The organism is Methylobacterium sp. A49B, assembly GCF_053346215.1.
In genome coordinates, this window is sequence record NZ_JBKFBO010000061.1 from 20,482 (window position 1) to 31,563 (window position 11,082).

Sequence of the window (11,082 nt, forward strand, 5' to 3'; positions counted from 1 at the left end):
CCCGTGGCGTCAATACCCGCCCTCGCGGTCCGCGACCTGCGCGCTGGCTACGGCCGCGGCGGCGACATCGTGCGCGGCATCGACTTGGATCACCGACCCGAGACGGTACTCGCCGTGATCGGGCCGAACGGCTCCGGCAAGTCGACCCTCGTGAAGACGCTCGCCGGCCTTCTGCGGCCAAGAGGCGGGTCGATCCACGTCACCGGTCGCGACGTGACGAGCCTGTCGGCGGCCCGGCGGGTCGCCGAGGGCGTCGCCTACGTGCCGCAGGAGAAGAACGTCTTCGCGACTCTGACGGTGCGCGAGAACATGCAGCTTGCGACCGAGTTTATTCGGCGCCGGCCCGGCACCGGCCGCGAGCAGGAGGAGCGCGTGCTCGCATTGTTCCCCGAGCTCGCGGCGCGCACGCGCACGCTCGCCGGCAACCTATCCGGCGGCCAGAGGCAGATGGTCGCCTTCGCCTGTGCCCTGCTCGCCAATCCGGAGGTCTTGCTCCTCGACGAGCCCTCGGCTGGCCTGTCGCCGCGCTTCGTCGCTGAGACGATGGACGCCATCATGCGGGTGCGGGCGGCCGGCACCTCGATCGTCCTCGTTGAGCAAAACGTGCAAGCGGCGCTGCGCATCGCCGACGAGGTCCTCGTGCTCGTCGCCGGCCGCGTGAGCCTGCATGTCCCGGCCGCCGAGATCAGCTTGGCCGATCTCGGCAACCTCTTCTTCGCGCGGGCCGCATGATGGGTCAGGTCCTCCTGAACGGGATCGTCAGCGGCCTGCTACTCGCCCTGCCAGCCTTGGCGGTCAGCCTGACCTTCGGCGTCCTGAAGTTCCCGAACTTCGCCGTCGGAGGCAGCCTGACGCTCGGCGCCTATGCCGGATGGGTCTTCAACGTGCAATTCGGCATGCCCATCGTCACGGTGGCGATCTTGGCCGCGCTCTTCGTCGCACTCGTCAGCGTGCTGCTCGACGTTGCCGTATTCGCTCGTCTGCGCGAGCAGGGCTCGGTCGCGTTGATGGTCGCCTCGATGGGCGTATCCCTCGTCCTGGAGAACACCTGCCGCTTCGCCTTCGGCAACACGACGCGCAGCCTCGACGTCGAAGTCGCGCGCCCCCTGCGCTTCGTGGGGCTTCGGATCACCCACGAGCAGATCGTTACCGCGGCGACAGTGGCTTTGTGCCTGGTGCTACTCCACCTCGTGCTGCGCGCTACGCCGCTTGGACGCGCGATGCGTGCGGTGGCCGACAATCCGATGCTCGCGTCGGCTCGCGGCATCGAGCGGGACGCAATCGTCCGCCTCACCTGGGTGATCATCGGCGTGCTCACCGGGCTTGCCGGCGTCCTCGCGGCCCTCGATCGAGCCGTCGAGCCGACGATCGGCTGGAGCTATCAGATCTCGGTCTTCGCCGCCGCGGTCCTCGGCGGCCTCGGAAGTCCGCTGGGCGCCGTGACGGGCGCCCTCGCGGTCGGCTTGTCCGAGGAGCTCGCGACCCTCGTCGTGCCGACGAGCTACCGCCAGGCGGTCAGCTTTGCGGTAATCCTCCTGCTTCTCCTCGTGCGTAGCCAGGGTCTTCTAGGTGCGCGGGCGGTGCGCAAATGACGTCCTACCTTCTCACGCTGCTGGTGATCGTCGCGATCGCCGCACTCGTCGGCCTCGCTCTCAATGTCCAATGGGGCTGCGCGGGCCTCGTGAATTTCGGAGTCGTAGGCTTCGTGGCGCTCGGCGCCTACGCCACGGCGCTGCTGACCCCCCACTTTGGCTGGCTGCCGGCGATGCTGATGGCCGGCGGCCTGTGTGCATCACTGAGTGTCGTGTTGGCCTTCCTTTCGATCCGGCTCGCTGACGATTATCTCGCGATCGTGACGCTCGGTTTCGGCGAAGTCGTGCGTCTCGCGCTTCTCAACGAGGGTCGGCTGACAGGCGGGGCCCTCGGCATTGCCGGCATCCCGCGTCCCTTCGCGAATTTGGTCGCGCCGGAGCATTCGGACGTCGCGCTCTTCGGCTTCGCGGCTGCCCTCGTCGCAATCGTCTACCTCGTTCTCGAAGCCCTGGTCCGCTCGCCGTTCGGCCGAGTTTTGAGGGCGGTACGCGACGATCCGGTCGTGGCCGCCTCGCTCGCCAAACCCGTCCTGGTCCTGCGGATCAAAGCTTTCGCCGTCGGGGGGGCCGTCATGGGCATCGCGGGCGCGCTTCACGCCTTCTACATGACCTACATCGACCCCTCGCAATTCACCGCGATCACAACCTCCTACGCCTTCATGGCCGTGATCGCCGGCGGGCGCGGCTCAAATCTCGGCCTGATGCTCGGAGCCGGTACGATCATGGTGCTTCTCGAGGGCACGCGCTTCCTGAAGGACCTTGTCCCGGCTCTCGACGGCGCCCAGATCGCCGCACTTCGACTGGGCGGCATCGGCCTCGGCATCATCCTACTCCTGCTGTTGCGTCCGCAGGGCTTGCTGCGTGAGCCGCAACGCAAGGCGGCCTCCTTGCTGGCCGATCCGCAGGGCGGCGACGCCCGGGGCGGCGCGGGCCGCGTCACCGCGATCGACCCACGCCTGTCCTCCTCTCATCACCAGGAGATCTGAGATCGTGGCCCATCCCGCGCTCAACCGCCGTCGCCTCCTTGCGGGACTGGGTCTTGGCCCGCTCGCGATCCGCTCCATCTGTGGCGCTGCTGCACAAGGCGCGGAGATCCCGCTCGGCTTCGTCATCCCGTTCACCGGCGCGACCGGCCCCTACGGTCCCGATATGAAGAAGGCAGCGGAGCTGGCGACCAAGACGGTCAACGAAGCCGGTGGCATACTCGGCGGGCGTAAGCTCAAGCTCTTCATTGAGGACGAGGAGACGAGCGCGACGGCGAGCGTCGCGGCCACGCGCAAACTCCTTGAAGTCAACCGCGTCGAGATGGTCGGCGGGTTCTGGGGCAGCCCTCCCGCGCTTGCGGCCAAACCGCTGATCGTCGGTGCGAACAAGGTGCAGATGGTCTCCGCGGCCGCGCCGGCGATCACCGAGGGCGAGACGAAGGACCTCGTCTACCGCTTTCAGGCGAAGAGCACGCAGTGGGGGCCTGCCGGAGCCAAGATCCTCAATGATCTCGGCTCGAAGAACGTCGCCGTCTTGGCCCAGCAGAACCCATTCATCGTGGCGATGATCGAGCCGTTCAAGGCGGAGATGGCCAAGCGCGGCGGTACCGTCACAGAGGTCGTAATGTACAACCCCGAACAGGCCTCCTACCGGGCCGAGGTGCAGAATGCCTTCGGGCCGGAACCCGACGCCGTGTTCGTCCTGGCGCTGCTCACCGACATGGTGGCGATCGCCAAGGAGATCTATCGCGGCGGCTTCCGCTCGAAAGTGGTCGCGCTCGGCACCGGCGCGGATGCCGACGGCGCATTCCTCAAGAGCGTCAGCCCGGAGGTGGCTGAGGGCATCCATCACCTGCAGCCGGCGCCGCCCCTGAACGCCGCCGCCTACAGGAAATTCGTGAAAGCGATGGGCGCGCCCGAGGGCACGGTGTTCCTATTCGCCGGCAACATGCACGACCAAGTCTGCGTGACCGCGCTCGCTATGGAGCACGCGAAGACCACCGAGGCGACCAGCTGGGCCAAATCCATCCGGGCGGTGTGCAACCCGCCGGGCGAGGAGATCGACGACGTCGTCACGGCGCTGGAGATGATCCGGGCCGGCAAGGACATAAACTTCGTCGGGGCGGGCGCGACCTGCGACTTCAACGAGCGCGGCGACCAGATCAACCGCTCTTTCCTGCATCAGGTCATCGAGGGCGGAAAGAACCGGATCGTCGACGTCATCAGCTAATCATTCCAACAAACCTAGTACCTTTTACTGCCGGATCAGCGACGGGGCGTGCGGACGTGCATTCCGCGCGCGAGAGAACACGTGTGCGCGGCATCCAGAACACGGAGGAGACATGCCGAACGAGATCATGCACCTGTGTGGCTTCATGAACGCCGGGCCGGTCGTCCATAGTCATGCGATCTGGCGGAATCCGCGCCACGACACCCCGTTTCTAAGCCTGCGCCACTACACCGAGATCGCGCAGACGCTAGAGCGCGGCTGCTTTGACCTGATGTTCTTCGCCGACCGCCTCGCGATCGCCGACCGCTACGGCGACAGCCACGAGGTCGGGATCCGCTATGGCGATCAAGATGCCACGCGGCTCGACCCGCTGCCGATCCTCGGCGCGGCCGCGGCGGTCACGCGCCACATCGGCCTCGGCGCCACGCGCTCGACGACCTACGAGGCGCCCTACAGTCTGGCTCGGGAGTTCGCGACGCTCGACCATCTCTCGGACGGCCGAGCCGCCTGGAATGTCGTGACATCGATGAACGACGGCGAGGCGCTCAACTTCGGCAACGTCCAGCATCTCGGCCACGACGAGCGCTACGACCGCGCCGACGAGTTCATGGAGCTTGCCTTCAAGCTCTGGGACAGTTGGGATCCGGACGCGCTGATCCTCGACCGCGCCAACGGCATCTACGCCGATCCGTCTAAGGTACATCATGTCGAGCATGCGGGGACCTGGTTTCGCTCGCGCGGCCCTCTGAACATTCCGCGCTCGCCGCAGGGGCGGCCGGTGATCATCCAGGCCGGCTCGTCCGGCCGCGGTAAGGCCTTCGCCGCTCGCTGGTCGGAGGTCATCTTCGCGCTGCAGCCGAACATCGATCGGATGCGCGCGCTCAAGGGTGATATCGCCGCGAACCTCGCCGCGCAGGGGCGCGGTCCTGACGCCGCCAAGGTCATGATGGCGGTGATGCCCTTCATCGCCACCAGTCGCGCCGAGGCCGAGGACCTGCGTGACCTGCACGACTCCTTGGTCGATCCGCTCGTCGGCCTGTCGACGCTCGCCGGACACGCCAACGCCGACTTCTCGGACCTGCCGCTCGACGCGGACATCGCGTCGATCCAAGCCTCAGGCAGCCAGGGCAACCTCGCCGCGCTCAAGAGCATCGCCGACGGGAAGCCGATTACCATCGCCGAGGCCGGTCGGATCTACGGCCGCGGCGTGATGTGCCCGCGCCTCGTGGGCACGCCGCAGGATGTCGCCGACGAACTCGCCGACATTCTCAGGAGCGGCGCCGCCGACGGCTTCGTAATCTCGCCAGCCTTCTTGCCCGATAGCTTCACCGACTTCGTCGATCGGGTCGTACCCCTACTTCAGACACGTAAGCTCGTCCGCAGCGCCTATTCCGGGACGACGCTGCGTGATCACCTCGCTGGAACTCAACCGCGATGATCGTTGAACCAGACTCCATGGATACCGGGCCGGCGTACAGGCTGCAGAGGTCGCTGCGAGATCTGCCCAGTGTCGGCGAGGAGGAATTTAAGACGACGATGAGGACGCTCGCTGCCTCCGTGTGCGTCGTCACGAGCTGCCGTGACGATGCGCTGAATGGCATGACTGCGACCGCGTGCTGCAGCGTCTCGGCCACACCGCCATCAGTGCTCGTCGTAGTCAATCAGACCAACCGCTCCCACGGTATGATCCACGCAGGCGGACGCTTCGCGCTCAATATCCTATCAGCCGGTCAGCAGGCACTGGCGACACATTTCGCCACCCGCGCCGAAGCACCGTTCGACAAGATTGCGGCCACCCGCGGGATCATCGGTTGCCCCCTCATCGCCGGCTGCACCGCGGCGCTCGAATGCGTGCTCCTCGAGACGTTCGATGTCACCACCCATACGATCTTCGTCGGCCGGGTCGTGGCCACGCACTACGCGGACCTCTCGCCGCTGCTGTACTGCGATGGTCGATTCGGAACGATGTCCTGATCGCTCGCCTTCGGTTAGACCATCGCCCGAGGGTTCCTGTCCTTCATCGCGAGCGACGACCGACGCAGTGGGCCAATGTCGGTTCATCGCATGAGCGACACGACGAAGATCGTGCGCGTCATCTGTGGTGACCGCGCGCCTACGAATCCCCAGATGTGCCAAACGCCTCAAGGCAACGGCAGGTCAGACACGGCGGGCCACCGATGGCGAAGTCTCTTCACGGATCACGCGATCAAGCGTGCGATTCAAGGCCGAGAAGCCGCTCCGCGTTGGCCACGCAAAGCGTTCGGATCGTCTCGACCGGCATGCCCTTTTCGGCCAGGCCCTGGACGACGACGCGCAGGCACTCGTGAGGACGCGGATGGAACGGCTGCCCGCCGTCGCTCGACAGGATGGCGCGCGCGGGCGTGACGGCGTTGATCGCCTCCATCAGCCCATCGAGCGTCAGGCAGTGAAACATCGGAAACAGGTTGACCGCGCAGAACTCCAGAACGCAGCCGGCCTGTGCGAACTCGACCATGGCCGGGATGTCGAGACCCGGTGTCCTGAGTTCCGGATGCGTGACGACGATCTTCGTCAGCCCTCGCCCGATCGCGTAGTCGACCGTCGCGGCAATCTCCGCGCGCGACACGTGGCCGGTCGCCAGGACGGCATCGTAGTCGGCCACGAGATCGATCACCTCGCGCGCCTCATCCGTCAGCCGTCCATTCGCATCGATGACGGCGTAGTGGCGCTCCGTGCGGCGCTTGCCGACCACGGTCATGCCGGCAAAGCCGTAACTGCCGGCGGCTCCGAACTGCGCGACGTGGTTGCTGGCATCGAGGGTCGGCAGCCACACGATCTTGGCGCCCTGCTGTAGGGCCAGATCGACGGCGCCGGGATTGACCCCGCCGACCCCGCGGTTAAGCGCGATGCTGGAGAAGACCCGGAAATCAGGGTAACGCTCCGCGACCGCGCGGCGCGCGTGGTGCACCTTGGATACCGTGCTTTCGAAGTGGCTCTTGATCACGATGCCGGCCATGCCGGCCTCTGCACACCAGAGGGCGATATCAGCGCTATCGCCGATCCGCGCGAAGGGCGCCGGTGCCGAGTGGAGGTGCAAGTCGTAGAACCCACGCACATCGATCATCGATCACTCCTAGGCTTTCAAGCGTGGCTTCGCGATCTTCGACGTGCCGGATTACCGCCAGCTCGCCTTCCGGTTTGGCACAAACATGGCAGCCTGCGTCATCAAAAACGGACGCGTCCTCGTCGACCGTAAGCCGAACGAGCTTCGAGTCGATGGAACAACGGACGGGTGATATGAAGGACAGGACAACAGAAGGGCTGTGGGCGTGGCGCCAACCTGAAAACCACAACCATATGATCGCATTGCAGGAGCAGTCCGGCGACGTCCCATCCTCCAGCGATGGTATCGAACTCAGCTATTTCGGCGGTTCTGCCTTCAGAATCAAAGCCCCTTCCGGGCTGACTCTGCTTCTTGATCCATGGCGCAACCCACCGAGGGGCAACTGGGACTGGTACCTCTACGATTTCCCCGCGATCGCCGTAGACGTCGTTCTATCCACCCACGCTCATTTCGATCACGACGGCGTCCACCGAGTGAGCGCGCACACAATCCTGGATCGGTTGATCGGTACTTACGCCTTTGCCGACGTTCGGATCACAGGGATCGCCGATAAGCACGTCTCCGACAGCACGCACAACGCCTACGATTGGGCGGAGATGACACGGCGACTCACGAATGTGAGGACCACACCGCCGGACAACTGGCGATCGTTCGACAATTGCCTTCTGGTCATCGAAGTGGCGGGTCTCCGCATCCTTCACTGGGGTGACAATCGACCAAATCCTCCGGATCATGTTTGGGAGCAACTCGGGGAGGTCGATATCCTTCTTCTGCCTGTGGACGGCTCGCAGCATGTCCTCAGCTATGCGCAGGCCGATGCGATCGCCGTCAAACTTGGCGCGCGGCTAGTTGTGCCGCATCATTACTGCATCTGGGACGTGACCACCCAGGCTTCGACGCTGCTACCGCCTGACGAATGGGTGAAAGGTCGAGCCGACTCGCTATGGGCCGAGAGCGGCTCGTATCATCTTGACGTTGCCTTCGTGAAGCAGCAGTGCAATCGCATCCTCTGCTTCGGAGACCACGTCGCCTTTGACAAGGTGAATGTTCGAAGCAAGACAGAGAGAGCCTGAGCGCACAGTATCTACGGTGGTCAACAGGTGGCCGTCCGATCTTAAGGCGCTTCTTCGTCGAAGCGGACCGGCGGCTTTCGGCCAACAGCCGCCACTCATGAGTAACGGCCGCCTGCGTCTGTAACGCGGCCGTCGCATTCGCGCATTTCATGATCCTTCAAGGATCGCTCCAGTTGCCGACCCGGCAGCTATCTGAGAGTGCCGTCGACAGCCTCGACACACAACTGGTCAGGAAACAGTGAAGCGAGCTTGAGAGCATCGGTGAGCATGGCGGCACATGCTGCAACGCCTTTAAGCGTTTCACCTGTGACTCCGCCCTCGCGAGCAATTATGCCGCTCAACTCCTTCAGCTTCCCGGCTACATCATGAACCAGCACATTCGCGCCGGTAAAAGGACTATGCGCGCGCAACCCTGACCTGACCGGTCGGCTTTCTCTACAAGGCGGCGGATGGTTCAGTGCCGCACGGGAGGCGCAGCGCCCGTGAAAGGTGCGACGCCATCCGCGTCGACCATCGCCGCAAAAGCCGCGTAGGCTTCCTGGTCCGTCGCGAAGGTCTCAGCCCAAGCGGTGGGGCGACCGGACGACAGGTCGACCACGACGAGCCGCCAGGGATCCTGCGTGCCGGCGTACCGGTAGATCTCGACATCCACCTCCTCGCCATCTTGTCTGAAGGTGCCGGACAGCGGCGAGTGCTCGAAGTCGCGGTCCTCGTCCTCCACGGCCACCTCCGTGAGCGTGGATCAGTACCAGTCGTCGTCGTCAGCCGGCGACCCAGGAGGGAGGGGACCGTCACCGATCACGCCGGGATCGCCGTAGTTGAAGGGAGGTCCGTCGAAGCCCACGACACCATCTGGGTTGTCAGGCCTCACGTTCGGGTCGATTTGCTGACCGGTGTCGTCACGGCCGAGGCGCTGGTCGAGGCGATCCATGCGCTGGAGATCACGCTGGATCGGAATGTCCTGCTGAGCCTGAGCAAGACTGGCGGAGCCTGCCGTGATCACCACAAGAGAAGCCAGCGCAATACGGATCATTTCAGATACCCCTTCGCCTTCGAGTGCCCGGAAAGCCAAGCTGTCAAAGGGTATCCCACAACCACGCCGCCCCCATCATCGCGCCGCCGCCGATCACCAAGGCGACCACGATGTAGCTGTGAAAGCGGTCGTATTGGAGGATCGGCATCGACGGCAGCCTCAGAGTGCGCAGACCTTGATGCCCAGAGACTGAGTTCGGCGGCCAGCACAAAATCTTAACAGTTCGTCAATTCGGAATTTGCGTGATCCACAGGCCACAGCCCTGACGGGCGACTCAGGATTGCTTCGCTTTCAGCGCCTCTTCAAGTGGCGGTTAAGGCGATCACCAGATGCGGAGCAAGTAGCCGCCCGACAGCACGACGACGATGAGAGTCACGACTGAAACGGCCACCTTCTGCGCCGATCTAGACAAGCTGTAGGGGCGACGCCGGCTAGCTCGCGGCCGGAAGGCCACCACCTTCGGGTCCGAAAGGTGCTGGGTCAGGCTGTTGGGCGGCTTGCGCTTGGAGCGCTTCACTCCAGATAGCCCTTTCTCTTCAGGTGTTCGGCGAGAAGCTTCACGAATTGCCTCCGGGCTTTGCCCCGTCGTCACTATCCCTGTCCGGACCCGGGGATCAACGATGGCAGAGAAGAGGCTGGTTTGGTCGGCATCTTCGCGAGGCCGGGCGAGCCGTGATGATATGGCCGCCCGGCCGACGTCTTGAGCGTCAACAGAGCTGTTGCGATGCCCTCAACCTCACTCGGCTGCAGCAGGACTCTTCGACTTGCGAGTTCTGGAAGGCTGTTCAGCGGGCTCCGCCGACTTCCGACGCTGCTGTCCGAGACCGAGGCTCTTGGCGAGCGCGGATCGCTGCTCCGAGTAGCTGGCTGCCGTCGAGGGGTAGTCCCGCGGTAACCCATAGCGCTCGCGGTACTGGTCCATCGTCAGGCCGTTGCCGGTCAGATGCCGCTTCAGCGTCTTGTACGGCTTGCCGTCGATGAAGCTGATGAGCCCATCGGGCTTGATAGATTTGCGGATCTGGGCTGGCGTCGGCTTCTCCGGGCCGACGTCTGCGGCAACCGGGGGGCTGCTCAGCCCCACAATCGCAGCATGGACGCTGGAGAGAAGCGCTGGCATCTCGGCCGGAGGCACGCGATTGTTGGAGACATAGGCGGACACGATATCTGCCGTTCGCGCGACCAGATCCATCTGGCTTCCCCCGTGTTCCTGGCTACCGTCCAGGATCTGATTGTTTTCTTCCACTTCGAACCTCCGACAGCTCAGCAAGCTGCATAAACGCCCCACGGTCTCTTAATTGGCTCGCAGCCGCGAGCAAAGATATCTGTCTCGACTTAGTAGACAAAATGGAGAAAATATCCGGGCGCTGCACTTCGCTTACCTTCAGAGAAGTCGTTTTTGAAGTCGCTGCCTCGCGTCATAGGCATGTCTGGACGGCATGCGGCCGGCGGCTGATCTGATCGAAGCCGCTTGTCGGCACGACGACTTCAACCCCTGCCCCGGTCTCAGAGCAAGAATATCTGAGCCGGAGTATGATATTGATCGCGATGGGCTTGACCGCGTCTCGAAATTCATAACTTAGATCGGCTGCCCAGGCGGTCCCCTGTGGCCTTTGCGGCATTTGGTAGAGTTAACGTGACAGAAGAAAACTCAGGGCATGCTCCCGACTTCGCGGAGCTGGTCGGTAACATCGTTGCCGCTTACGTTTCTAACAACTCCGTGCCCGTTTCTGAGCTTCCAAAACTCATTCAGGGCGTGCACGATGCTGTTCGGGGGCTGACTTCAGGTGGCGTGTCGCGTGCGACGACTGCGGTCTCCGAGATCGACAGGCCGAGCCCGGCCCAGGTCCGCAAGTCGGTCCGGCCCGACGGCATCGTCAGCTTCATCGACGGCAAGACCTACAAGACGCTCAAGCGCCACCTCACCAGCCACGGCCTCGACCCGAAGAGCTACCGTGAGCGCTACGGCCTGCCGGCCGACTACCCGATGGTCGCCCCCAGCTACGCCGAGCAGCGCTCCGCCCTCGCCAAGGCCATCGGCCTCGGACAGCCCGGCGCCATGGCCGAGCG

At 64.3% G+C, this 11,082-nt stretch carries 12 protein-coding genes; 8 read left to right on the forward strand and 4 right to left on the reverse strand.

The annotated features are described in order from the left end of the window. The first annotated feature begins 3 nt into the window (after positions 1-3). The 6 genes from ACLBX9_RS05015 to ACLBX9_RS05040 all read left to right on the forward strand — a co-directional run bounded on the left by ACLBX9_RS05015 (position 4) and on the right by ACLBX9_RS05040 (position 5,780). Positions 4-732, forward strand: coding sequence for an ABC transporter ATP-binding protein (locus tag ACLBX9_RS05015; RefSeq protein WP_447718134.1), 729 nt, complete (start codon positions 4-6; stop codon positions 730-732). Next, positions 729-1,592, forward strand: coding sequence for a branched-chain amino acid ABC transporter permease (locus ACLBX9_RS05020; RefSeq protein WP_447718135.1), 864 nt, complete (start codon positions 729-731; stop codon positions 1,590-1,592). Before ACLBX9_RS05015 ends, ACLBX9_RS05020 begins: the two co-directional genes overlap by 4 nt. Continuing rightward, positions 1,589-2,578, forward strand: coding sequence for a branched-chain amino acid ABC transporter permease (locus ACLBX9_RS05025; RefSeq protein WP_447718136.1), 990 nt, complete (start codon positions 1,589-1,591; stop codon positions 2,576-2,578). Before ACLBX9_RS05020 ends, ACLBX9_RS05025 begins: the two co-directional genes overlap by 4 nt. Positions 2,579-2,582: 4 nt before the next feature. Continuing rightward, positions 2,583-3,806 (forward strand): ABC transporter substrate-binding protein, encoded by a 1,224-nt coding sequence (locus tag ACLBX9_RS05030; RefSeq protein ID WP_447718137.1) that lies wholly within the window; start codon positions 2,583-2,585, stop codon positions 3,804-3,806. Positions 3,807-3,918: 112 nt separating this feature from the next. Continuing rightward, complete coding sequence (locus ACLBX9_RS05035; RefSeq protein ID WP_447718138.1) at positions 3,919-5,244, forward strand: LLM class flavin-dependent oxidoreductase; 1,326 nt, start codon at positions 3,919-3,921, stop codon at positions 5,242-5,244. Next, positions 5,241-5,780, forward strand: coding sequence for a flavin reductase family protein (locus ACLBX9_RS05040; protein ID WP_447718139.1), 540 nt, complete (start codon positions 5,241-5,243; stop codon positions 5,778-5,780). Before ACLBX9_RS05035 ends, ACLBX9_RS05040 begins: the two co-directional genes overlap by 4 nt. A 232-nt stretch (positions 5,781-6,012) precedes the next feature. Here ACLBX9_RS05040 and ACLBX9_RS05045 read toward each other — a convergent pair whose 3' ends face one another. Next, positions 6,013-6,909: a DUF6282 family protein gene (locus tag ACLBX9_RS05045; RefSeq protein WP_447718140.1), complete on the reverse strand. Its 897-nt coding sequence runs from the start codon at positions 6,907-6,909 to the stop codon at positions 6,013-6,015. 152 nt (positions 6,910-7,061) lie between these two features. Here ACLBX9_RS05045 and ACLBX9_RS05050 point away from each other — a divergent pair, with 152 nt between their 5' ends. Continuing rightward, positions 7,062-7,982 carry an MBL fold metallo-hydrolase gene (locus ACLBX9_RS05050; RefSeq protein ID WP_447718141.1) on the forward strand — a complete coding sequence of 307 codons (921 nt, stop codon included), beginning with the start codon at positions 7,062-7,064 and terminating at the stop codon, positions 7,980-7,982. 454 nt (positions 7,983-8,436) lie between these two features. Here the strand turns inward: ACLBX9_RS05050 and ACLBX9_RS05055 are convergent, their stop codons facing one another. The 3 genes from ACLBX9_RS05055 to ACLBX9_RS05065 all read right to left on the reverse strand — a co-directional run bounded on the left by ACLBX9_RS05055 (position 8,437) and on the right by ACLBX9_RS05065 (position 10,204). Further along, positions 8,437-8,703 carry a hypothetical protein gene (locus ACLBX9_RS05055; RefSeq protein ID WP_447718142.1) on the reverse strand — a complete coding sequence of 89 codons (267 nt, stop codon included), beginning with the start codon at positions 8,701-8,703 and terminating at the stop codon, positions 8,437-8,439. Between the two features lie 21 nt (positions 8,704-8,724). Then, positions 8,725-9,054: a hypothetical protein gene (locus tag ACLBX9_RS05060; RefSeq protein ID WP_447718143.1), complete on the reverse strand. Its 330-nt coding sequence runs from the start codon at positions 9,052-9,054 to the stop codon at positions 8,725-8,727. A 697-nt stretch (positions 9,055-9,751) separates the two neighbouring features. After that, the gene (locus ACLBX9_RS05065; RefSeq protein WP_447718145.1) at positions 9,752-10,204 is read right to left on the reverse strand and encodes a MucR family transcriptional regulator; all 453 of its coding nucleotides are present in this window, start codon (positions 10,202-10,204) and stop codon (positions 9,752-9,754) included. A gap of 444 nt (positions 10,205-10,648) precedes the next feature. Between ACLBX9_RS05065 and ACLBX9_RS05070 the strand changes: the two genes are divergently transcribed. After that, the coding region (locus ACLBX9_RS05070) for a MucR family transcriptional regulator (RefSeq protein WP_447718144.1) at positions 10,649-11,082 on the forward strand (434 nt) is incomplete at its 3' end.

Coding starts and splice junctions, on each gene's coding strand:
- ACLBX9_RS05045 (WP_447718140.1), bottom strand. CDS start 6,909: ATGATCGATGTGCGTGGGTTCTACGACTTGCACCTCCACTCGGCACCG.
- ACLBX9_RS05025 (WP_447718136.1), top strand. CDS start 1,589: ATGACGTCCTACCTTCTCACGCTGCTGGTGATCGTCGCGATCGCCGCA.
- ACLBX9_RS05065 (WP_447718145.1), bottom strand. CDS start 10,204: ATGGATCTGGTCGCGCGAACGGCAGATATCGTGTCCGCCTATGTCTCC.
- ACLBX9_RS05035 (WP_447718138.1), top strand. CDS start 3,919: ATGCCGAACGAGATCATGCACCTGTGTGGCTTCATGAACGCCGGGCCG.
- ACLBX9_RS05020 (WP_447718135.1), top strand. CDS start 729: ATGATGGGTCAGGTCCTCCTGAACGGGATCGTCAGCGGCCTGCTACTC.
- ACLBX9_RS05050 (WP_447718141.1), top strand. CDS start 7,062: ATGGAACAACGGACGGGTGATATGAAGGACAGGACAACAGAAGGGCTG.
- ACLBX9_RS05040 (WP_447718139.1), top strand. CDS start 5,241: ATGATCGTTGAACCAGACTCCATGGATACCGGGCCGGCGTACAGGCTG.